17 protein-coding genes are annotated in these 23,794 nt (G+C 65.4%); 11 read left to right on the forward strand and 6 right to left on the reverse strand.

Annotated features, from left to right (window positions below):
- Positions 1-18: 18 nt before the first annotated feature.
- On the forward strand, positions 19-4,356 hold the full coding sequence (locus C457_RS15870) for a DUF7382 domain-containing protein (protein WP_008096250.1): 4,338 nt from the start codon (positions 19-21) through the stop codon (positions 4,354-4,356).
- Positions 4,357-4,623: 267 nt separating this feature from the next.
- Here C457_RS15870 and C457_RS15875 read toward each other — a convergent pair whose 3' ends face one another.
- Together C457_RS15875 and C457_RS15880 are read right to left on the reverse strand one after the other, a co-directional pair.
- Positions 4,624-6,054 carry a PKD domain-containing protein gene (locus tag C457_RS15875; RefSeq protein WP_008096252.1) on the reverse strand — a complete coding sequence of 477 codons (1,431 nt, stop codon included), beginning with the start codon at positions 6,052-6,054 and terminating at the stop codon, positions 4,624-4,626.
- 9 nt (positions 6,055-6,063) lie between these two features.
- On the reverse strand, positions 6,064-9,747 hold the full coding sequence (locus C457_RS15880) for a PKD domain-containing protein (RefSeq protein WP_161611452.1): 3,684 nt from the start codon (positions 9,745-9,747) through the stop codon (positions 6,064-6,066).
- Between the two features lie 10 nt (positions 9,748-9,757).
- On the opposite strand from C457_RS15880, the gene C457_RS20400 reads away from it, so the two are divergent.
- Positions 9,758-10,153, forward strand: coding sequence for a hypothetical protein (locus C457_RS20400; RefSeq protein ID WP_161611453.1), 396 nt, complete (start codon positions 9,758-9,760; stop codon positions 10,151-10,153).
- Between the two features lie 489 nt (positions 10,154-10,642).
- Here C457_RS20400 and C457_RS15885 read toward each other — a convergent pair whose 3' ends face one another.
- Positions 10,643-10,873, reverse strand: a complete 231-nt coding sequence (locus C457_RS15885; protein ID WP_008096255.1) for a hypothetical protein — start codon at positions 10,871-10,873, stop codon at positions 10,643-10,645.
- 402 nt (positions 10,874-11,275) lie between these two features.
- Between C457_RS15885 and C457_RS15890 the strand changes: the two genes are divergently transcribed.
- From C457_RS15890 to C457_RS15910, 5 genes are all read left to right on the forward strand, one after another.
- Positions 11,276-11,548, forward strand: a complete 273-nt coding sequence (locus tag C457_RS15890) for a PRC-barrel domain-containing protein (RefSeq protein ID WP_008096259.1) — start codon at positions 11,276-11,278, stop codon at positions 11,546-11,548.
- Between the two features lie 278 nt (positions 11,549-11,826).
- Positions 11,827-12,186, forward strand: a complete 360-nt coding sequence (locus tag C457_RS15895; protein ID WP_008096261.1) for a hypothetical protein — start codon at positions 11,827-11,829, stop codon at positions 12,184-12,186.
- A 96-nt stretch (positions 12,187-12,282) separates the two neighbouring features.
- Positions 12,283-13,665 carry a pentapeptide repeat-containing protein gene (locus C457_RS15900; RefSeq protein ID WP_049913688.1) on the forward strand — a complete coding sequence of 461 codons (1,383 nt, stop codon included), beginning with the start codon at positions 12,283-12,285 and terminating at the stop codon, positions 13,663-13,665.
- A gap of 105 nt (positions 13,666-13,770) precedes the next feature.
- Positions 13,771-14,673, forward strand: a complete 903-nt coding sequence (locus tag C457_RS15905; protein ID WP_008096265.1) for a DUF7139 domain-containing protein — start codon at positions 13,771-13,773, stop codon at positions 14,671-14,673.
- Positions 14,674-14,805: 132 nt separating this feature from the next.
- Positions 14,806-15,828, forward strand: coding sequence for a cell division protein FtsA (locus C457_RS15910; protein ID WP_008096267.1), 1,023 nt, complete (start codon positions 14,806-14,808; stop codon positions 15,826-15,828).
- Between the two features lie 84 nt (positions 15,829-15,912).
- Here C457_RS15910 and C457_RS20965 read toward each other — a convergent pair whose 3' ends face one another.
- The gene (locus C457_RS20965) at positions 15,913-16,374 is read right to left on the reverse strand and encodes a zinc finger domain-containing protein (protein WP_008096269.1); all 462 of its coding nucleotides are present in this window, start codon (positions 16,372-16,374) and stop codon (positions 15,913-15,915) included.
- A gap of 121 nt (positions 16,375-16,495) precedes the next feature.
- Between C457_RS20965 and C457_RS15920 the strand changes: the two genes are divergently transcribed.
- Both C457_RS15920 and C457_RS15925 read left to right on the forward strand, forming a co-directional pair.
- Positions 16,496-17,683 carry a tubulin/FtsZ family protein gene (locus C457_RS15920; RefSeq protein ID WP_049913689.1) on the forward strand — a complete coding sequence of 396 codons (1,188 nt, stop codon included), beginning with the start codon at positions 16,496-16,498 and terminating at the stop codon, positions 17,681-17,683.
- Between the two features lie 99 nt (positions 17,684-17,782).
- The gene (locus C457_RS15925; protein ID WP_008096273.1) at positions 17,783-18,178 is read left to right on the forward strand and encodes a response regulator; all 396 of its coding nucleotides are present in this window, start codon (positions 17,783-17,785) and stop codon (positions 18,176-18,178) included.
- 23 nt (positions 18,179-18,201) lie between these two features.
- On the opposite strand, the gene C457_RS15930 is transcribed toward C457_RS15925, so the two are convergent.
- Complete coding sequence (locus tag C457_RS15930) at positions 18,202-18,459, reverse strand: hypothetical protein (RefSeq protein WP_008096274.1); 258 nt, start codon at positions 18,457-18,459, stop codon at positions 18,202-18,204.
- A 2,386-nt stretch (positions 18,460-20,845) separates the two neighbouring features.
- Positions 20,846-22,006 carry a signal peptidase I gene (locus tag C457_RS15940; RefSeq protein WP_008096279.1) on the reverse strand — a complete coding sequence of 387 codons (1,161 nt, stop codon included), beginning with the start codon at positions 22,004-22,006 and terminating at the stop codon, positions 20,846-20,848.
- 340 nt (positions 22,007-22,346) lie between these two features.
- Here C457_RS15940 and C457_RS15945 point away from each other — a divergent pair, with 340 nt between their 5' ends.
- Both C457_RS15945 and C457_RS15950 read left to right on the forward strand, forming a co-directional pair.
- A complete protein-coding gene (locus C457_RS15945; RefSeq protein WP_239640767.1) occupies positions 22,347-23,039 on the forward strand; it encodes a hypothetical protein in 693 nt (230 codons plus the stop codon).
- A gap of 9 nt (positions 23,040-23,048) precedes the next feature.
- Positions 23,049-23,780: a hypothetical protein gene (locus C457_RS15950; RefSeq protein WP_008096283.1), complete on the forward strand. Its 732-nt coding sequence runs from the start codon at positions 23,049-23,051 to the stop codon at positions 23,778-23,780.
- Positions 23,781-23,794: the final 14 nt, after the last annotated feature.

The raw sequence follows: 23,794 nt of genomic DNA on the forward strand, positions 1-23,794 counted from the left end.
TTGCCAGCCCGCTCAGAGATGTGTATAAGAGACAGCCTCAGTTCGTTCAATCACGACTCGAACGCGGAGATAGAAGTGGCCGCGAGCGTCGCCTACGAGTACGGCGAACCGTCGTACGACAGCGACGGTACTGTCGACATCCGCGTGAGTGCGGTGAACGTGACGACCGAGGAGTACGTGCCGGCGAACACGTCGCTCACGGTCGAAGTCGAGACGCCGAACGGCACGGACACGTTCAACGTGACGACCGGTGAAAACGGGACAGCGGTCGTCGACTACGACCTCACCGGCCGCGACGACGGCGAGTATCGAGTGTTCGTTACGTCGGACGTGAGCGGCTATTCGGGCTACGCGAGCTTCACCGCGGGCGCGAGAGCCCAGCTCGTTCCGCAGTACTACCGCCAGACGACGCCGCGGAACAGCACCGTGGACGTTGCGGTCCACACGAGCGTCGACGGGGAACCAACGACCGGCGACCCGGTCCACGTCGAGATTCGGGCACCCGACGGAAGCGTAACTGAGCGGAACGTGACGACGGGGACCGACAGTTTCGCTCAACTCACGTTCACGACGACGCAGACGGGGCCGTACGTCGTTCGCGCGACCGGGCCGAACGGCGAAACCGAGCGTGCGACCATCGATTCGGCGGCGTACATCAGTACTGTCAACATCCCGGGTTGGTGGGAGCTTCGGCCGGGCGAGCGCGCGTCGATTTCCGGAACGGTCCTCACCGAGACGGGCGAACCGCTGGCGAACGAAGAGATAACGCTGCGCGTCGAAAACGAGAGCGATGCAGTTCTGGAGACCCAGACGCTCACGACGACTGCCGGCGGCCAGTTCGTGACGTCGTGGGACGTGCCGGCGAACCAGACGGAGTACCGCGTCCACTACGACGTCACCCTCGAGACGAACGGCGTCCGAATCGCTGAGGACGCCGAACTCGAAGTCGAAAACCGAACGAGCGAGGACGACGAACCGGTGCCGGACGAGCCGGCGGCCGAGGTGGAAGTCCGGACAGGCGGTGACGTCAGCCCGGACGGAAGCGCGACGGCGACGGTCATCGTCGAGAAAAACGGCACGGCGGTGAGTAACCAGGATGTTCGCGTGCTCTCGGGAGTCGACGCGACGGTCCTCGATTACCGGACCGTAACGACGAACAGCACCGGGGCGGCGAGCGTCTCGTTCGACCTGCCGCAGTCGCTTGCGAACTACCACAACAGGAACATCCGACTGCGCGCGACGACGACTGTCGACGGTAGCACGGTCGTCGGCTACGGCTACACCGACATCTCACAGGGCGAAACCGAACTCGACGGAGCGTTCGGAGCCGAAGCCGGCCAGTCGGCGAACGGTTCGATATCGTTCACCGACGCGGATGGCTCGCCCGTCTCGAACGCACCTGTCGCGTACGTCGGTGCGCGTGACGGCCTGCGAGCCGGCGTGTTCGCCACCGGACTGGTGACGACGAACGCGAGCGGGCAGGCGTCGTTCACCTACGACGTGCCCGCGGACGCGCAGCTCTCGGTCGCCCTCGCGGCCGACAGCCGAACGCGGGACTTCAACTACTGGACGTCGCCGTCGCTGAGCCAGTACGTCGTGGACGTCAACGTCACTGACCGCGGGAACGGCTACACCGAAGTCGCCCCCGGCGAGACGGTGACAATCAACTACGACGTCCCCGACGAGACGGTTGAGGGCGGCGTTCTCACCGTCTACTCGTGGGATAACGAGGCGGAAGAACGCGTTCTCATGACCCGCACGTTCGAACCGGGCGAGAACGCGTCGGTCACGATTCCGGCGACGACTGAAGCAGACGGCTACTCCGCGATGGTCCAGACCGTCACCGCAGACGGTCGGCTCTCGTCGGACGAGGGCTACATCGACGTCAATCAGGACGCGGAGCCGGTCCGCGAGACCACGTCCGTCTCCGGTCGCATAACGACGACCGACGGGACGCCGCTGGTCAACGACACGGTCGCGTTCTTCGACGAGTCGCCCAACACGCCGGCGGCCGCCGCGACGACGAACGATACCGGGTTCTACAACACGACGCAGGCCATCGCCGAATTCGACCAGTCGGTGCTTCAGGACACCGAGTATCACGTCGGATTCTATCAGTTCAACGGGAGCGAGTCGGCCGCCGGAGCCGACGCGTGGCCGCGCGACGGCGTCGCGGACGTCTACGCGGTCGACCGAATCAACACGTCACAGACGACGACCGTCGATGGTGAGATTCCCGAGGCCCACGTCCTCAACGTCTCTGTGACGGCCGAAAACGGGACCACGGTCGAAGATGCGCGGCTGCGAATTACACACGCCAACGGCCCCGCGGAGGCCGTGTCCGGAGGGCAGACGAACGGTGACGGACTGCTCACCCTCAGTAATGCATCCCGTCCCGGCGTGGAAGTCACCGGCAACGTGACCGTCGAGGTCCTGCCGCCGGCGGACTCCGACGCGTACGAGGAGACGATTCAACAGCAGCGCGCCACCGTGACGAGCGACACCGAACTCTCGTTCACGCTCGCGCCGAACGAGACCGACGGGTCGGAGTCGAACCTGACGGGATTCGTGGAGGCCGCCGACGGAACGGTTCCGCCCGGTGAGGTCGCGCTCAACACTCGTCTCGGCGCACCCGACGGCGACGTGTCGTCGCTCGGACCGAGCGGCGAATACGACCTGACGGCCGCCCGCGGAGCGTATCAGGTTTCGTTCGTCCAGCCGAGTAGCCAAGTCGACGGGGTGCCGGACCTCTACCCGCTCCACCGCGTCTACGCCGACGACTCGATGCACCTCGGGAGCGATGAACTACCGAATGCCAACCGCCTCAACGTGACCGTACTCGACCGGCAAGGTGACCCGGTCGACGACGCGACGGTCGTCGTCGCCTACGGCGGAAACCGCGTGTTCGACTCCGTCAGCGGGGAGACCGACAACGACGGCCGCCTCATCTTCGGCCAGACGCAGGGTGTCGAAGTGGCCGGCCCGGACGCGGTCCCCAACGATTACGGCGGCAACGTGCAGGTCCAAGTGTACGGGCCGAACGAGACGTTCGTCGGGACACGGCTGAACGTCACGTCGGATACGGACCTCACGCTCCGGTTGACTGACCGTGTAGACGTCACCGGACAGTTCGTCCGGGCGGACGGCGAACCGGCGGTCAACCGGACCGCGGTCGTCCTCGGCGATACGAACGGAACGTCCGGCGGCGGCTTCGCTCGCACGGCCGACGACGGGTCGTTCAGCGTGGCAGTCGCGGAAAACGGAACCTACAGCCTGAAGTTCAGACAGGAACGCTACGCAGAAGAGGGAACGAGCTTCCCGCGTGACGCCGTCCCGGACGTCTACGCGGCGACGTCGATCAACGTGGGGACCGCCCCGCACGACGCCGGAACAGTCGCGCTCCCCGAGGCCCACCGGCTCAACGTCTCTGTCGTCGACGCGAGCGGTGACCCGGTCGAGAACGCCCGCGTTACCGTCGATCACCGCAACAACGGTTCGGTCGGCTTCGTCTCCGGAAGCACCCTCCCGAACGGGACGATGGTGCTCGACGCGACCGGTCGCCCCGGTGTCGAACTCGTCGGCGACCTTCGGCTGACCGTCGAAGCGCCGCCGAACGCGACCGACCTCGAAGGTCTCGAGACCACCGAGACGCTCTCGCTCGACGACGACCGAACCGTGACCGTCCAGTTGGACGACGACGAGGACGACGAGAGCAACACAACGCCGGATGCGGTCGACGTTCGCGCGCTCGCGACGCCGACGACCGCGAGCGTGAACGAGACGGTGACCGTCGACCTCGTCGCGACGAACGTCACCGACGGCGTCGGCGCGTTCGAAACGACGCTCAACCTGACGAACGGCACGGCGGGAACGATTACCGACGTGACCGTCCTCGGCTCGCCGAACGGGACGGATGTCAATCGCGGCCCGGAGAACGACTCGGTCGCAATCGACGCGTTCGGCATGGACACGGCGCAGAACGGGACCGTCACCTTCGCTCGCGTGAACGTCACGCTCACGTCCACCGGAACGTCCGAACTCGCAGTGTCGGAGACGGTGCTGGGAAGCGAACCCGGAACCGAGTACGACATCGGCTCCGAGAGCGGTGTGAGCCTCACCGCGGTTGCGCTAGAGCCGGTCGGCGCATCGGACGACGTGCCGACTGACCCGGACGGCGACGGAACGTTCGAAGACGTCAACGGCGACGGAAACGTGACTGTCTCCGACGTGCAGGCCATGTTCGCGAACCGGAACAGTCCGGCCATCACGGACAACGCCGACGCGTTCGACTTCTCCGGTAACGGCGAGGTCAACATCGTCGACGTACAGCGGTTGTTCGTCGATATTCGGGACTGAGACAGCACCCTCGCGGGAGCCCCCGCGACGGGACGTTTTTTCTGCGGGCCACCGGTCGCTCGTCCTCGTGGGTCGGCGTGTGGAGCCTCCGTCACCACGAGCGTTCGAACGGCGACCGCTCACCACGGGTGCGAGCCGAGCGTGGGGATGCAACGGCGGACTGGAACGCGGTCACACCCAGCGTTCGGACAGGGTGGCGGAAGAAAGAGAACCAACCGGTCGCCGACGGCACGGCCACGAGCGACCGTGGAAGCGGCGTGTCGGGTGTCAGGCGGGACGGCCGCGAACGTCGGCGAAGAGACGCTGCACGTCGACGATGTTGATGTCACCGTCCCCGGTGAAGTCGAACGCGCCGCGCTGCTGTCGGAGCGCGTCGTCGTCTCGGTTCGCGAACATCGCCTGCACGTCCGAGACCGAGACGTTCCCGTCGCCGTTGATGTCCTCGTAGACGCCGTCGTTATCAACGTCCGTCGGGAGGCGGTCCGCGACGATTGCGGGCGGTCCGGTGCGCTGTCCAACGGTCACCGACGTGTTAGACACGGTCCCGACGGTGTATGGCTCGTTATCCTCGTCGCCGAGCGCCGTGACGGTCGCTTCGAGCGTCGCGGTTCCGCTGCGAGTCCCGCGAACCGTCACCGTCGCAACGGTGACCGCGCCGGTGTCAGGCGTGTCGGCCGCCGCTGCGGTGATAGAGATTCGGTCTCCGTTCGGGGCGATATCGACCGACTGGAAGCCGGGGTCGCCGGCGAGCGTCGCGTTTTCGAAGGTGACCGGCGAGCCGTCAGCCGTCGAAACCGAGACGTCGTACGACCGGACGCCGTTCGTGACGTTCTCAACGACGATATCGACCGCAGTCTCGTTATCCCGCGAGATACGGGTCGACTCGGGGTCCAACCGCACCGTAACGCCCTCCGAGTCGCTCACCGCGGTCACGTTCACGGTGTCCGAGTCGGTGTTCCCGGCGGCGTCGGTTACTCTGAGTTCGACAGCCGTCGTTCCGGGGCGAGCGAACGACGTGGTCACCGTCGGGGTCTCGGTCGTTCGCTCGACGTCTCCGTCCCCATCGAGGTCCCACTGATAGGTGTCGATACCGACGTTGTCCGTCGAACCGCTCGCGTTCAGCGTCACGGTCGTGTTGACCGGTGTCGTCAGGTCGTCGCCGGCGTCTGCGACCGGAGCGGACGTATCTTCGCCGGCGTCGGCGTCACCGACCGTCAGCGACCCGTTCACGGTCCGCGACACCGAGTACGCGACGTTGTTGCTGTCGCCGAGGGCGTTCACACGGAGCGCGACCGGCGTCGTGCCCGTGCCGTTGGCGGTGAAGGTCACGGTCGCAATCGTCACGTTCGACCCGGTTGCGGTGTCAGCGGTCCCGGCAGTGATACGAACCCGCTGGCGGTCGTCTCCCGGGGTGACGTCGGAGAACCCCGGGTCACCCTTGAGTTCGACGTCGGCAACGCTAGCGACGCCGTCCCGCTCAAGCAGGACCGAAACGTCGTAGGACCGGACGCCCTCCGAAGCGTTCTCGACGACGATATCGACCGTCGCGGTGTCGTTCGCTTCGACCGACTGGTTTACCGGTGAGAGACGAACGGTCGTCTCACCTGCGGCCTGTGCGAGCGGGGCGAACGCGAGGCTCCCGGCGACCGCAGCGAGCAACACGACCCCGACGAGCAGCGCGCGAGTGTGGAATGACATCGTGAGTGGTTAGAGTTGGTCGAAGAGCGCGGAGACGTCGATGACGTTGAACGCGCCATCTCCGTTGAAATCGAAGAAGCGACCGTGCTCCTGTACGGCCGCGTCGTTTCGGTTATCGAAGAGCGCAGAGACGTCGATGACGTTGAACTCACCGTCTCCGTTGACGTCCTCGTAGACGCCGTCGTCGTCCGGGTCGGTCGGCGAGTTACGGTCGGACCCTATCGCGGGCGGTCCGGACTCGACGGTGACCGTCGTGTTATTGACCGCTGTGACCACGTACGCGTCGTTGTTCTCGTCACCGAGCGCCTGGACGGTCGCACGCACGTCCGTGGTTCCGGCGGCGTCGGCGAGGAGCGTTACGTTTGCAATCACGACCGACCCGTTGTCGGCCGTGTTCGCGGCGCCCGCGGTCACCCGAACGGATGTGCCACCGTCGGAGACGTTCGCGTTCGAGAACTGCGGGTCGCCGGCGAAGGAGACGTCCTCGACGGCCGCGACCGACGCGTTCGAGACGTACAGCGTCACGTCGTACGAGCGAACCCCGTCCGTGGCCTGCTGCACGACGACGCTGACGTTCGTCCGCTGGCCGGTCGTCGCGACCGAATCGGACCGGAGGTCGACCGTCGTTCCGGTCTCGTTCGAGACGGTCACGATGACGGTGGCCGTGTCGGACTTCCCATCGCCACCGCGGTCGGTCACGGTCACCTCATAGATGTACTCACCGGGCGTCGTCAGCGTCACCGACCCGCTCGCACCGGACGGCGTCGGGGCGTCACTCGTCGGTGCCGAGACGACCTCCCAGTCGTACGCGAGTTGTTCGCCCTCCGGGTCCGACGAGTCAGTCGCATCAAACGTCACATCCGACCCCACGCGAACTTCGTCGGGCGACGCCGTGACCGAAGCGGCCGGCGCTTTGTTGACGTCTCCGACGTTCACGGTGACGGTGGCCGTGTCGGACTTCCCATCGCCGCTACGGTCTGTCACCGTCACTTCGTAGGTGTACTCGCCCGGCGTCGTCAGCGTGACATCGCCGCCGGAACCCGATGGTGTCGGAGCATTGTCGACAGGAGCAGACTGGACTCGCCAGTCGTACGTGAGGCGCGATCCCTCGGGATCCGAGGAGTCGCTGGCGTCGAGTGTGACCGACTGGCCTTCGTCGATAGTCGATGGGAACGCCTCTACTTCCGCCGTCGGCGCTTCGTTAACATCTCCAACGTTCACGGTGACCGTAGCTGTGTCGGACTTCCCGTCACCACCACGGTCGGTTACAGTCACCTCGTAGGTGTATTCTCCCGGCGTTGTCAGCGTGACATCCCCACCGGAGCCCGATGGTGTCGGAGCATTGTCGACGGGTGCGGAGACAACCTCCCACGAGTACGTCAGCGCCTCGCCCTCAGGGTCCGAGGAATCGCTGGCGTCGAGCGTGATCGACTGTCCCTCGTCGATAGCCGACGGCGAGGCCGTGAGCGAAGCGGTTGGTGTCGGGTTCACGTCGGCGACGGTCACGGTCACGGTGTCCGTGTCGGACTTCCCGTCACCGTCGCGGTCAGTCACCGTCACTTCGTAAGTGTACTCGCCCGGCGTCGCCAGCGTCACCGACCCGCTCGCACCGGACGGTGTCGGCGCATCGCCCGCCGGTGCGGAGAGCACGCGCCACGAGTAGGCGAGTTGTTCGCCCTCCGGGTCGGACGAATCGCTGGCGTCGAGCGTGACCGACTGTCCCTCGTCGATAGTCGATGACGAGGCGGTGAGTGAAGCGGTCGGAGCCGGGTTCACGTCGGCAACGGACACCGTGACTGTCGCCGTATCTGACTTTCCGCCGCGGTCAGTCACCGTCACCTCGTAGGTGTACTCGCCCGGCGTCGTCAGCGTGACATCCCCGTTCGCACCGGACGGCGTCGGCGCGTCGCTCGTCGGGGCGGAGACGACCTCCCACGCGTACGAGAGGCTCGTTCCGTCCGGGTCAGACGACCCGCTTGCGTCTAAGGTAACCGATTGGCCCTCGTCGATTTCCGTCGGCGTCGCGGCGAGCTCCGCAGTCGGTTGTGCGTTCGTGTTTTGAACGGTGACGGTGACCGTGTCACTCGCCGTGGCGTGGCCATCGTCGGCGGTGACTTCGAACGTTAGTTGACGGCTGCTACTGTCGATTTCGGGCGCTTCGAACGTCACCGAGCTGCCGCTTCCCTCCGCCGTTCCCGGGCCGCTCGTCTGCGTCCACGAGTAAGATAGGGAGTCGCCGTTATCGTCGCTCCCAGACGCCTGTAGAGTGAACGACCGACCCTCGTTGACCTCATTCGGGCCGGACGCCGCAACCGACGGACGGGCATTGACCTCGAACTCAACCGACTCGCCGACGCGGTTCGTCAGCGCTCGGAACCCGTTGTCGTCCTCGACGTACGCCTCGACGCGGTAGTCCCCCGCCGGGAGATCGAGTCGGAGTTCACCGCCGCGGTCGGTGTACGTCTCCGTCGCGAAGTCGGTGCCGTCGATACCGGCGACGACCCACGTCGTTCCCGAATAATCGATGTTCCCGTCGGGGTCCATCGAGTCGTAGATATCGAGCGTGACCGTCGCGCTGCCGCCCGCCGGGGCCGAGACGACCGACCCCGGACCGTCGATTCGCGGGTACGGACGCCTGTTGACGTGGAGCGTCTCTCCCTCAGTGACGCTCTGTCCGCTTGAGTCGGTAACCCGGAGGGTCACGTCGTAGTCGCCGCCGTCGCGGTAGACGATGTCGATAGACTCCCCGGAGTACTCGTACTGGCCGTCACCGTCGACGTCCCAGTCGTACGACCTGATTCGATTATCGTCGCTCGCCGAGGCGGTCATCGTGACTGTCTCGCCGTTGTTCCCGTTCCTGTCGTCCGGGTTCGGGACCGACGGGTCGAAGCTGATGTCGTCGATGACCGGCGGGTCGTCAGACTCGGTGACGCCCACGGTAAACTGCCGCGTGGTGTCGGAGGAGTCGTCGGACGCCGCGTATATCTCGATCGGCGGGTCGCCGACTCCGCTTCGGTACTCACTGGGCGTGTACTGCACGTCCTGTTCGAAGTAGCCCGAGCTGTTGGTTCGGGCGCTGCCGGACGCCACGAGCGGGTTCGAAAGCAGGTCGTCCTCTCTCAGTTCCCACCCCGCGAACGTGTCCGAACCCCAGCCGAAGAGCGTGACGCGAGTCGTGTCTCCTTCGACGACGGGCGTCTCGACCGAGTCGTCGGCGAGGTAGATCGTGCTACTCGTTCTGCCCTTGTTGACCGACGTGGACTCGATATCGTCCTTGAGGAATCCCCGCAACACGACCGCCCGAAGTTCGACGCCGGGGTCGGTAAACGACTCGTCACTGGCGGCGTCGTCCAGCTCGTCCCCCGGAACGCGAATGGTCGTCTCTCCCGAGTCCGACGTCACCGTCTTGGAAGCTAACTGTTCGTCCGAAAGCTCGGTCACGTCTTCCTCGTAAATCCAGATTTCGTAGGAGCTCTGTCCGGACAGCGAGTAGTCCACAGTAACGGACACCGGCTGGCCGCTCGCAATCGAATCGACCGGTACGTCGTACACCGTCGTGTTGACCGACGTGATACTCACCGAGCCGGATAGCGCCGCCTCGACCGTCCCGTTCGTCGCCTGCGCTTGAATGTCGCTATCGTTTGCCCGTGGTGTTTCAGTCTCGTTCGTCTCCGGTGTCTCGGTCTCATTCACCGGAGTTTCGGTGGAATTCGACTTCGGTGTCTCGGTCTCATTCACCGGGGTTTCGGTGGTGTTCGACTCCGGCGTCTCCGTCTCATTCACCGGGGTTTCGGTGGAATTCGACTCCGGTGTCTCCGTCTCATTCACCGATGTTTCGGTGGTGTTCGACTCCGGAGTCTCCGTCTCGTTCACCGATGTTTCGGTGGTGTTCGACTCCGGAGTCTCCGTCTCATTCACCGGTGTTTCGGTGGTGTTCGACTCCGGAGTCTCCGTCTCGTTCACAGGTGTTTCTGTGGAATTCGACTCCGATGTCTCGGTCTCGTTTACCGGAGTCGAAGAATTGGATGTTTCGTTGTGTTCAGTCACTCCCTCCGAATCTTGCGACTCGTCGGTCTGGTTGACTGGCGTCGTAGTTTGATTCGGAGTCGAATTCGATTCGTTAGAAAGCGACGAGTTGGTTGTTGTCGAAGGAGAGAGGGACGAGTTGGTCGTATTTGGCGGTGATGACTGTGTTGTGTTCGAGCCGTTCTGCGTATGTACCACGCCCTGTCCGGCGCCGTCGCTCGCGAGGTTCGCCGACTGCACAGAATCCGTCGGAGCCCCGGATACGACAGTCGGTGAGACGAAACCGACGACTCCCCCGGAAAGAACAATTGCTGCGAGTATGAGCGAAACGGTACCCTGCCAGAGCGTTTTATACCCACTAGTCATGGTTGACTAAATACAGTTTGGCCGATATAAATGTCAGGGTGTGTCCACATACTGCACACAAACGACCCCCCGAGAACGGCGGAGCGTGCCGCGGGGAGGCACACGGCCGGCGCGATTTCGACTACACGGAAAAGCGGGTGACTGAATTGGCGCAGCGAACAGCGGGAGATACGTCAGCGGTCGCTACCGTGTCGTCTCACCGTCCGCCGCTTCCGAACTCGCTCGACAGGATGCCGGGGAGGTCGGTCAGCCAACTGACCGCCGCACAGACGACCATCACGCCGACCGCGGCCATGTAGCCCCAGACGGTGAGCGCGTCGAGCACGAAATCGATAGCGACGAAGCCCGAGAGGATGATGGCACCGCTGACCGCCGCCGCGACGACGACGAACAGCGCACCATACGCCCGGACCGGACTGTCTACCATACGGAGAAATGTATATTCAAAAACATAAATGTGAAGATTGCTTTGCATTATGACAACGGGACTGTACACAGTGCAGGCGGCGACAGCGCTCGGCGGGAGAGACGACAGCGGGATAAACACGACCGACCGCTTGTCCGTGAGAAAATGGTCAGTCGGCCTCGGTAGTGGTGGTGGGTCTGTGGAAGGAACACCGAGGCTCGGTTTGTCCTGACCAGATTCATATCCATTAGGCGTGCCTAAATACATATCGACGTAGGAGAATATTCAGCGCTCGCGTCGTCTCTCGGTGACTATCGCGCAGTACGCGTCTGGACCGGAACGCATCACACTCTCGATACCCTCGGGACCGAACCGTCCGCATCGACCGAGGTATTTTTGATTGACACGTTCGATGGCGTAGGTATGGTCCCCCAGTCACCGACGGGCATCGAACCGATTCCAAGCATCGAAGGCCGCCCCGTGTACACCGCCTCGGGGAACCGGTTGGGCGAGGCAGTCGACCTCTGTGTCGACCTCGACGACGACCGCGTGACCGCGCTTCTCGTCTCGGTCGAAGAGCCTCCCGAGGGAATGGAAGTCGGCCCTCGGGGGATTCGGGTCCCGTTCAGGTCCGTGCGGGGGATGGCCGACATCATCGTCCTGACGGGCGACCCCGGTATCGAGGCCGCCGACTGATCTCGAACACCGGTTTTTCGACCGTCCACGCAGCCAACGGGCACATACGTTGATATACTCCCGACGACGACCGTATAGCGGGCGGTCGTGTTGGTCAGGATGTGGACAGCGCGATTGCCCAGTCACGGCGGCCCGTCCCGCCTGCACGCCTCTGACAGACGGTCGGGCCCCGACCGTTCAGGCCGCGAGTCGCGAGGTCCGCGACCCGCGCTGACGGTCGAGAGACGCCGAAAAACTGTTGTAGATACGTTGATAGGAGTGGGTCGAGTAGGCGACGTATGAGCCTCTACGAGTCGATTCACCAGTTCGTCGGTGAACACGAGACGCTCCGGTCGGTCAGCCACTACGAGGAGATGACGGTGCTTCTGACCGAGACGCGACTCGTGCAGATTCGACACGACGGCGAGCAGGCGACCCCCGAGGAAGTCCGGGAGGTGCGGACGATACAGCTCAACCGCCCCATCTTCGCCGGCTGTTCGGTCGAACTCGAATCGGACCGGACCGTCGTCGGCTTCCACGACAGCGCCGGCGAGACGGTTCGGCTGGTCACGCTTCCCGTCCGTGACTTCGAGTTCGCGGCGACGTTCTCGGCTGTCGTCGGCGACGCGGAAGCCGGCGCGCCCTTCATCGAGCGGTAATCAGAGCAGCCGGCTGAGGTGGCGACGAAGGTGAAATCGGACGTTCGCGACATCGTGACAACCTATTTACGTGATAACGACGAACGGTCGAGCGACGTGGAACGCCCCGCTCGCTGTGCTTACAAGCACGTCTTCGACGCCGACGACGAGACGGGTGCCGACGAATCGCCATCGGTGTGGCGCTGTCCGCACCCCGCGAGCGGTGCGGCCGACCGCTGTCTCTTTCACCGCCCCGTCGGCGAAACGCGACCCGCGGCCGTCACCGAGGCGCTCCGCGAGACGATTGCCGACCCCGAACGGCCGTCGGCGTTCGTCGGCGGGTCGTTCGAACGCATCGACCTCGCAGGGCTGGCGCTCGACGACGACGCGCCGCTCGACTTCCGCGGCGCGATGGTGAAAGGAGATATCGACCTGCGCGACGCGGCGCTCGAGGGCCCGCTGCGGCTCGACCGCGTCTCGGTGGGCGGCGCGGTGTGCATGCAGCGGCTCGCCGCGCTCGCGACAGTCACCTGTCGCAATCTCCAGGTCGGGGACCGCTGGGTGCTCTGCGAGTCGCGCTTCGGCGAGCGCTTCGACGCGACCGGCTTCAGCGCGGGGGCGGTCGTCGCGACCGAGGCGCGCTTCGAGGGCGGGGCGACGTTCCGGAAGGGCGTCGTCGACGACGACGTGTCCGTCGCGGAGGCGCAGTTCGGCGGGCCGGCGTGGTTCTCCCACACCCGACTGGGCGGTCGCCTCGACCTCGGGAACGTCGCGTGCGACCGTCGGCTCTCCCTCGCGCACTGCCGCGTCCGCGGGAACATCGTCGCCGCGTCGGCGACCGTCGACGACGGCCTCTCGCTCGAACACCTGACGGTCGACGGCGAACTCGACGCGACGCGACTCACGGTGGACGGCGGCATCGACGCGACGAGCGCCGGCTTCGGCGGCCGGGTCGACTGCACGGGGCTCACCGCCCGCGACGGGACCGTCGACTTCACGCACAGCGCGTTCGACGGCCCGGTCTACTTCGACAACGCGACCGTCGAGGGGCGGGCGCTCCGGTTCCGGAGCGCGCGGTTCGAGTCGGGACCGGCGTCGTTCGTCCGCGTGACCGTGACCGGCGGCCTCGACCTCTCCGACGCGGTCTGTTCCGCCGAGTCACCCGTGCGCGTGGTCGAAACCACGGTCGGCGGGAGCGTCGTCTGCGACCACGCGCGCTTCGGCGACGAGGTGTTCTGTTCGGGCGTCCGCGTCGCGCGCGACGTGGACTTCTCCGACTGCACCGTGGGTTCGCTCGTTTTCGGGGTGGAAATCGAGGGCCGACTGGACTTCGCGTACACGCACGTGACGGACGCCGCGGCCTTCGGCGACACCGTCGTCCGCGGGCCCGCTCGGTTCACCAGCGCGCGGTTCGACGCGGACCCCACGCTCACCGAGGCGACCCTCGGCGATACGGTCGCGGCCTACGACATGTCCGTCGAGCACGCCGGCGGACAGTAACGGTGCGCCGGCGGGTCGTGACGGGGCGTCGGGTCGGACGCCGACGGCGGTACGAACCCCGAACCCGGCGAACATTATATGTCGCGCGGGAGAGTGGTCTGAGGCATGTCGAGTGACGGGCAGAACACCCTCATCGCCCTCTACCGGCGGTACGTCGACGCCGACCCCGACGAGACGACCGTCTATGCGGGCTTCGCGCTGTTCTTTACGGCTATCGGACTGCTCGCCGTCGCGCTCGCGGCGGTGGTGTGGAGCGGCGGCATCCCGCCCGAGAACATCTTCAAGTACGAACTCCGCGAGGTCGCGGGCGTCACCGGCGCGCTCGGGATTCCCCTTCTCCTCGTCTCCGTCGTGGTCCTACTTCCCTCCCAGTACCGGTTCCCGACGGTCCTCGCGGGCGCGGGGCTCCTCGTCTGCGCGGTCGCCGTCGTCCAGTTCGTCGGCGCGTACCCCCACAACTGGAACGTCTCCGCGAGCGCCGACCAGAGCGGCCGCATCGTCGGCATCTACTCGCTCGGCGCGGTGGCGGTCGTCGCCGCGAGCGGCACGTCGCTCGTCGGCTTCCAACTCGCCCGCGCGAGGACGAGCGGCCCCGCCGCGGGCGGGAGCGACGCGGAGACCGAGGCGACCGACGACGGCGAGGACGAGGAAGCCGTCTCCGCGCAGGTTCGCCGCGACATGGACGAGGCGATGTCGAACACTGAACTGTCGTGGGGCGGCGTCCGCAAGACCGAGACCACCCGCCTGAAGCTCGATACCTCCGCCGTCGACGACGTGGACCGGGCGAGCTTCGAGAACGCCAAGGTGACCGAGACGCGCGGCGGCGGGGTCGACGACGCGGTCGCCGGGCTACAGGGGCTCCGCGGCGGGAAGAAGGACACGGCGGTCGGCGACAGTACGGACGACCAGGCCGCCGCGCTGGCCGAGCTTCGGAAGCAACAGCAGGCGGAGGCCGAACGCGAGGACTCGGACGGCGTGGTCGACCGAATTCGCGGACTGTTCTCCTGAGTCGTTTCGGGACGCCGGGCCATCGGTTCGGCGTTGGATTCATTGGCGGAAGTGAATGTCAAAAGCGCATACAGATTTATGCGACAGCCCTACGACGCGTGAGGTATGGCGAAAGGCCTTGACGTAGGTACCATGAACATCCTGTCCGCGAGCCAGGATGGAAGTGAGACCGTATTTGTCCAGCAGCGAAACTCGTTCGTCGAAATCGATTACAGCGACATGGCGGAGCAGATGCTCTCGCGGAGCGACGTGCTCCACATCCGCAAGGACGACAAAGTGTACGTCGTCGGCGACGACGCGCTCAACTTCGCGAACATCTTCGGCAAGGAGACGCGCCGACCGATGCAACACGGCATCCTCTCCAGCGAGGAGTCCTCCGCGATTCCGATGATCAAGCTCATCATCGAGCAGGTCGTCGGCTCGCCCTCCCGGCCGAACGAGCGCCTCTTCTATTCGAGTCCGGCGGACCCCATCGACTCGGACCTCTCGACGCTGTATCACGACAAGACGCTCGAATCGATGCTCGGCGACATGGGCTACGACCCCGAACCTATCAACGAGGGGATGGCGGTCATCTACAGCGAACTCGCCGACAACAACTTCACCGGTCTCGGCGTCTCCTTCGGCGCGGGCATGACGAACATCTGCCTGGCGTACTACGCGGTGCCGGTCATGCAGTTCTCCATCGCCCGCGGCGGCGACTGGATCGACCAGCAGACCGCCCAGGCCACCGGCACGGCCGTCGACAAGGTCACGTCCATCAAGGAAGACGACTTCCAACTCGACTTCCGGACGGACGTCGGCGGCGTCGAGGGCGCGCTGTCGATTTACTACGAGAACCTCCTCGACTACGTCATCGAGAACATCGAGCGCGAGGTCGACGAGGAAGACATCGAGGAGGGCCTCGACGTGCCCGTCGTCGTTACCGGCGGCACCTCCAGTCCGAAAGGCTTCGAGGAGCTGTTCGAACACCACCTCGAAGACTCGACGATTCCGTTCTCGGTCAACGAGGTCCGGAGCATCGACCGCCCGCTGTACAGCGTCGCCCGCGGGTCGCTCGTCGCCGCCCGCTCCGAAGAGGAGTCCGGCGGGAGCGCCTCGGAACCAGAGCCCGAACCGGAACCCGAAGCAGAAGCCGCGCCGGAATCGAACTGAGCGCCGACCCGAACTGACGCACCCGACCGGACAGTACGTCACGACCGAGGTCGACGCGCCGCCGGGAGCGCGCGAGCGAGCGCGTTACTCGTCTCCCGTGCGGTCCCCGCGGTCGCCGTCCTCCCCGTTTTTGCGCTGGTAGTCGCTGGGCTCGCGGTCAGCGGCGTCGCTGTCACCCGTCTCGTCGGCCTCGACGGCTCCGGACTCAGCGACACCTTCAGTCGCGTCGCTCTCGTCGGTGGCGACGTCGTCCGCCCCGTTGGCGTCGTCAGCCTCGTCGCCCCCGGGTTCGGACTCGTTGTCGCCGTCAGCGGACTCGTCGTCACCGCCTTCGTCTCCAGCCGCCACGCCCTCGTCGCGCTCGCGCGCCCCGCGGACCGCCCGTGCGTGAAAGCGGGCTATCGCGTCGTCCCACGACTCTCGGTTCGGCGCGTCACGCTCGTGGACCGTCTCGACGCCGACGAAGCCGCACCGCTCGCAGTAGCGCGCCGCGCGGCCGTCGAGCGAGAGCGTCGAGAGGGGCTGTGAACACCGCGGACAGGTCATGCAGTTTGCCGGTGGTTCTCGCCCGGGTCGTATAGAACTACCCCGTTGGCGGGGCCGAAGAACCACGTGTGACAGTCCGCTAACAGAAGATTCACCATTAATGGCGTGCCACAAAGAGACGATGAAGGTCCTTTGCTTCGGAGTTGGACAAGCGGGTGGGAACGTTCTCGACGCCCTCCTTCGGTACGAACAGCGCACGAACGCCGACTACGTCGTCGACGCGGTGGCGTACAACACCGCGTCGGCGGACCTCCGCGGCCTCGACCTCGTCCCCGAGGAGAACCGCATCCTCTTCGGCGCGGACGAGGTGAGCGGTCACGGCGTCGGCGCGGACAACGAACTCGCCGCCGAACTCGCCGAGCGCGACAGCCGACAGCTCCTTCGCGGCACCGACGGCGCACCGACCTCCACGGCCGACGCGTTTCTCATCTTCGCCGGTCTCGGCGGCGGCACGGGAAGCGGTGCGGCCCCCGTGCTCGCGAAGCACCTCCAGCGCATCTACGAACAGCCCATCTACGGCGTCGGCATCCTCCCCGCGGCCGACGAGGGGGCGCTCTACTCGCGCAACGCCGCGCGGTCGCTCAAGACGTTCGTGGACGTGACCGACCACGTGTTCGCGTTCGACAACGGGGCGTGGGCGAACGCCGGCGAGGACGTCTCGGCGGCCCACGACTCGATGAACGAAGAGCTGGTGCGACGCCTCGGCATCCTCTTCGCCTCGGGCGAGGTGAGCGAGTCGGGGACGGTCGGCGAAAGCGTCGTCGACTCCTCGGAGGTCATCAACACCCTCCGCGGCGGCGGCATCTCGACCATCGGCTACGCGGCGAGCGAACTCCCCGAGAGCGACGACGGCGGCGGGTTCAGCATCAAGGGACTGCTGGGCGGGGGGTCGTCGTCGGTGGACGAACTCGACTCCATCAACCGCATCACGACCCAGACGCGGAAGGCGGTGCTCGGTCGGCTCACCCTCCCGTGTGACGTGGATTCCGCGTCCCGCGGGTTGGTCGTCGTCAGCGGCCCGCCCGAGTGGCTCAACCGGAAGGCCATCGAGCGGAGTCGGACGTGGGTCGAAGAGCAGACCGGGAGCATGGAGGTCCGCGGCGGCGATTACCCGCTCCCCGAGTCGAACCACGTCGGCGTGCTCGTCCTCCTCGGCGACGTGTCGCGGAGCGACCGCGTGGCCGAGGTCCGGTCGACCGCCGTCGAGGCCGAGCGGGACCGCCGTGACCGCGAGGCCGACGAGACGAGCGCCGACGCCGGCGGCGATGCGGAGGGCGTCGTCGACGAGCGCCTCGATACGTTGTTTTAACCCGGTCGCGTCGCAGACCGCCGCCGAAGCAGGGGTGCGGCCGGCGGCGGTTCGTTCCGGAGAAAGTGTCAAATACTCTCTCGGCGAACAGCTAGGTGCGTGTCTGAGACCAGCATAGCGGCGACGCCGCGCATCCTCGCGTACGGCCCGCAACCCGCGGATTCGGCGATAGCACAGTCCGACGTGGACGTGGAGTTCGTGGAGTCGAGCAGAGAGTTGTTCGAACGGTTGACCGAGGCACCGACCCACCTCGTCATCTGCCTCCACGCCCCGCCGGTGTTCGACGGCGTCGAGGCGGTCAAGGGTATCCGGCGGTTCGACGCGACGGTCCCGGTGGTGCTGGCGTCGCGAATCCAGAACACGATGCTCAACCTCCAAGCGGTACAGTCGCAGGTCACCTGGAGCGTGAACCTCGCGGGCGAGGGCCCCATTGAGGAGGCGCTGTTAGACCTCGTCACCGACGCGAGAGAGTGGTTAGAACGGCAAGCGGAGTAGTCACCGAACCCAGTCGGGACCGGTCAGTCGTCGGTCGACGGGAAGTCGAAAGGGCCCAGCGTCTGCTCCGCCTCGTCGGCCGCGTCGGCGGCCGGGAGCGAGACCCGTCCGAGTTCGTTCTGTACGGCCCACAACCGCTCGAAGAGCCGGTCGAACTCGTCGTCCGCGTCGTCCGGGAGGTCGCGAGCGCACTCCCACAGGAGTTCCTCGGCGCGGTCGACGTGAGCCGTCGCCCGTTCGAGTGCGTCGCTGGGCCGTCGTGCCGGTGTGTGTCCCGCCATAACAGGGAATACGATACCGAGGAGCATAGTCGTTTCAATAGATGTAATAGATGTAACATCGTTACATCTTCTGAGAGATTGTTCTTCAGATTGACAATCAGAACCATTTATATATTCGAAGTGATTGTGTTTAGTTGGATGCAGCACCGTACAGAGTAACCCCTCGGACGCATCCACTTGACCGAACTCATCCCCCCTTCCCCCCTTCCCCTTAGGTTCGGTCACCCCTTTACGGGGCGAAACTGTTCTCAAGAGTCACATCCGCCGGACGAGAAGCGCGGCCGACCGAACCGCCGTCAGTCGGTGTGTACAAGGCGCTCCACGTCCTACGGACGAGTAGGCTCTGGAGACCGTCGCATGAATCAGAATCTCTGGTACGCCGGCGTCCTCATCGTGGTGCTCGGCGTCACCCTCGCCGCGGTTCCGACGGGCAGTTTTAGTTCGGTCTCCGGACAGCGGCCGGTCGACGTCTCGGTCGTCGACGACGACCGAGCCCTCGTCGCGCTCGAACCGACCGGCGAGGTCGTGACGAGCCCCGGCCGCGGCAACGCCGTGGCGGTCGGGTCAATCGTGAACAACCTCGGCACCGACGTGACCGTCGACTACACCGCCAGATTCGACGTGAACGCGCTTTCGCTCGCGCAGTCGGGCGGCTCTCCGACGCTCAGCCGGAGCGGCGAGCACCAGGTGACGGCCTACTGCCGGCGACCGAACGCGGGGAGCGGCGTGGCGACACTCGTCGTCGAAGTCGATTCCGCGCAGGCGGACGGTGTCTCTATCTCCGGTGCGACGCTCGAAGCGCGAGTCGAGTACGATTGCACGAGCGGGAACAGCGGCGGGAACCCCGGGAACGGCGACGACGACCCCGGGAACGGCGGCGGCAACGACGACGGAGATAGCGGCGACGGGAGCGATGGCGGCGAAGGCACCCCACCGGGGCCGTCGAACGGCGTCGCCTACGTCGACAGTGACGAGGACATCGCCTACGACGACGGCGAACGCGTCCTGACCGAACAGGAGGTCGCGACGTTCAACGACGACGACGCGGTGCTCGTCGTCGGGACCGATAACGGCACCATCGACAACAGTTGGCGCTCCATCGACATCTCGGCCAAGCGCGTCGTCGTCACGCACACGACGTTCACGAGCGGTGATTCGGTCGACATCGAGGCGGAGACGAGCATCGAGTTCACCGACGTGACGGTCAACTCCGACTGGGGCCAGGTCACGCTCTCGGGCGAGTCGATAACGCTCCGTCGGTCGACGATAGACGCGAAAAACGGGAAGATAGAACTCGCGGCCGACAGCGGGACGCTCGACGTGCGCGAGAGCGCGGTCCGGGGGAAGAACGACAAGGTCGAACTGACTGGAGAGACGATTGANCTCGCGGCCGACAGCGGGACGCTCGACGTGCGCGAGAGCGCGGTCCGGGGGAAGAACGACAAGGTCGAACTGACTGGAGAGACGATTGAGGCCGGTGGCGCGACCATCCGGAACACGAACGACGAAATCGAACTGGCGGCCGACGACGGTCCCGTGAACGTCACGGGAGCGACGCTCGACAACCAGAACGGCAAGGTCACCGTCTCGGGCGAGTCGGTTCAGGCTCGCGGCGCGAGCATCAGCGCGCGAAACGGGAAAATCGACCTCGCGGCCGACNAGAACGGCAAGGTCACCGTCTCGGGCGAGTCGGTTCAGGCTCGCGGCGCGAGCATCAGCGCGCGAAACGGGAAAATCGACCTCGCGGCCGACGACGGTCCCGTGGACATCCGCGAGGCGAGCCTCCAGAACCGGAACCGCGACATCGAGGTGGGCGGGGAGACGGTGTCGGCCCGGAACGCCTCGATTACGGTCGTCAACGGACAGATTTCGCTCGACGCCGACGACGGCCTCCTCGACATCGAGGACGCGACGGTCCACGGGGAAAAACAGATTGACCTCACCGGCGAACGCATCGGTGCCGCGGGCGCGTCTATCAAGACGAAAAACGCCCAGATCGACCTCCAGTCGGGGGTCGGCGACGTGACGCTCGACGGCGCGACGGTCAAGACGAAGAACGCGCAGATTACCGTCGAATCCGCGGGCGACCTCCGCGCGAACGAGAGCGTCTTCGAGACGACGAACGCGGACGTGTCGCTTTCGGCCGACGGCGACGCGTTCCTCCGCGACGCCGACCTGCGCACCACGAACGCCGAACTCGCCGTCGAACTCGGCGACGCGTCGGCGACGCTCTCGGTCGACGGCCTCGAAATCCGAGACCGAGACGACACCCTCGACTACGACCCCGGCGGCGCGGGAGTGACCGGAACGCCGAGCGCCGGACAGATTCGCGGGTAGTCGAAGTCAGGCGCGCGCGTACGCTGCAGACCCCCGGCGTCCAGCGCACTCACAGATACTTGCGTCTGAACTGTTCGACGAGCGAGACGTTCCGGCCGGTCGAGCGCAACCGAATCGGGCCGAGACCGAGCGCGAGGACGCTCACGAGGAGCGTCACGAACGCCAACACGGCGTCGATAGCCGCGATTGCGAGGAACGGATGAACCTCGTGTAAACCGAGGATAACCGTCTGCGGAAGCGCGGGGACGTACAGTTGTTCGCGTATCTCGCGGTCGTACGCGCCGGTTCGGTCCGGCGCTTCGATGGTGAGCGTCGTGTTTTTCGACCCCTTCCCGGGGACCACAAACACGGACTGGCCGAACGAGACGCCCGGGTCGCGCGATTCGACGACGGTGATGACCGGAACGTAGCCGTTGTTCGTCAGGCGGTAGTCGACCGTCGCCGTCTCGCCGACGCCGACGACGAGCGGGTTCTCGTTCGGCGACTCGGAGCTCACGATGGTCAGTTCCGTCGGCCCCGACCCGAGAACCATGTTCAACGTCGCGGGCGTGACGACGATGACGACGAGCAGGAAGAGGACGACGCCGCTCGTGTAGTAGTCCGGGCGGCGACGGCTGTGCGAGCTCTGTTTTCGGCCGCCGCCGGAGCCGTCGAACACGAGGCTCAGCGCGATGAGAATCCCACCGATAGCGACGAGGAACATCGGGGAGGGCTCCCCGTCGGCGGCGCTCTCGAACCCCGGGAGGCTCCCGAGGAGGTCGAACGCGCCAGTTGCGAGCCCGTTCACCGCCCCCACGACGGCACCGAGTTGCGGAATGACGACGACGTTCCCGTTCACCTGGAGCGCCTCGGCGACGATTTGGGACCGCTTGACCGGCGGCTCGACGCTCTCTTGGTCGGTGAAGGGGTTGGCGTCGCCGCGCGTGATGTACCCCTCTTCGGTCCACCTGACCACCCGGTGGGTCGTCAGCCCGCCGCCGTGGAGCTCTCGCGCGTTGAACACGACCACGTCGCCGGATTCGGGGTCTTCGAGGAACACCGACGGAACCGCGATGAAGCCGTCGCCGGGCTCCATCGTCGGCGACATGCTCCCCGTCTCGACGTAGCCGAGGAGCACCGGCTGGCCGAGCGCCTGCCCGAACAGCAGCGCGACGACGGCGAGGACGAGGAAGCCGAGCACCGCGTATTCGAGGACGTCGCTGAGTTTCACGGCGTGTATGAGACACTACGCGCGAATCCGTAATTACCTATCGCCGTCTCGCCCACCCGACAGCGCCCGCGAACGCTGCGCGCGCAGGCGTCGGCGGGGTCGCGACGCGTCACGAGTCGGGGACCATCGATTTCGATGTGCTAGTATATCATGTTCAATGGTACCATGAGTAGAGGACCGAGTTACCAATGCCCACGAAAATTCGACCCACGAGTGTCGGGGGCGAACGGAAATCGATAGACTACGAGCCGATTTTTTCTGTGTTAAACCCTCGCTTGAACGTCGAAAATGCGCCCCGAAAGGTGGGCTTGAACCCGACTCGACGGGGAGAAAGCCGGGCTTGTCGAACGGAACGACGACCGAGAACTCGTTCAAGCACCGGAATACAAAGTGGGTAGGCTCTGTTGGGAGAGACAACGACGCAGTCACCTGTGTCAGGGAGAACACAACCATGGCAATCAACAGACGCAACATCTTGATCGGACTCGGAGCACTCGTCGGCGGCGGCGGCGCACTCGTCGGAACGGGCGCGTTTACGACCGTGAGCGCGGCGCGTGAAGTGAGTGTGAGTACGGCTGGCGACGGGAGTGCGTTCCTTCAGCTGACCTCTGACAGCCCGTACGTGGACAACACCGGAGATACGTTGACGCTGACGCTGGACGCGGACGGAAACGACGGAAACGACTCCGGCTTCAACGAGAACGCGGTGACGACGCTCACGGGCGTCTTCACGATTGCGAACAACTCCGCGGAGGGTAACTCCGTTCAGGTCGGTCTCGGGTCCGGGTCGGGCCCCGACGTCCCCAGCGCAAGTGATCTCAATACGGAAGTCACATTGACCGTCGGTAGTGACGGCGGCGAAGACGTGGAAATCACCTTCACGCTCAGCGAGACGGGCAGCAACGGTTCTGCACCGTCTCTCTCCGCAGGGTCCTCGGTTACCGTCGATGTCGAAATCGACACGACTCTGACCTCGAGTGATGCTGATGCCACCGGCGAACTGAGCATCTTCGCCGTCGACGACAGCGCCTAAACTGAGAGCATGAAACGACGCAACGTCATCACTGCGATTGGAACGCTCGCAATCGGGACCGGAACGGTCCTCGGGACGGGCGCGACCGAAGTCCTCTCGTCGAACGGGGACGGGAGCTTCCGCGTTGTCTCGCCGGGGGCGAACATCTCGATTACGGTTCCGGACAACCCGGGAGCGAACGTCTCCGTGTTCCAAGACGACAACGATGACGCCGACGGCGACGCGGCCGCCGGTGGTATCGACTTCGGGAGCCTCGAACAGATGGACCTCCCGGCGGTCCACGTCATCGATAACTCGAACAGCAGCGGTGGCATGATAGAGATTCAGGTCGCCATCGAGAAGGGAAGCGGCGCACAGGACCTTGGGAAGATATTCGATATCGTCAACAACAATCCCGACACCGCGTACGACGTCGGCTTCGAGTTCACCACGTTCGGGAACGCAGTCACCACGAACGGCGGAACCGTCACTCCGGCGACCGCCAAGGAGGCGTTCCAGTTCGTCAACTCGGACGGCAACGTCATCTCGTCGGACCCGAACGAGTCCACTCACAATCCTCAGAACTTCGTCACCGTGGCAGCGTCGGCGGACTCGGGTAGCAGAGTTCCGGTGTCGCTGGAGACAGACGCGACGCTCGGAAACATCTCCAGCGAGTTCGACACGAGCGGGACGTTCGGAGACGTAAGCGAGAACATCACCCTCATCGAGGAAGTCACGGCAGTCGCAGAACCGACGCAGTAACGACGCGCTCACGC

This window comes from Haloferax prahovense DSM 18310, from assembly GCF_000336815.1.
Classification (GTDB): Archaea; Halobacteriota; Halobacteria; order Halobacteriales; family Haloferacaceae; genus Haloferax; species Haloferax prahovense.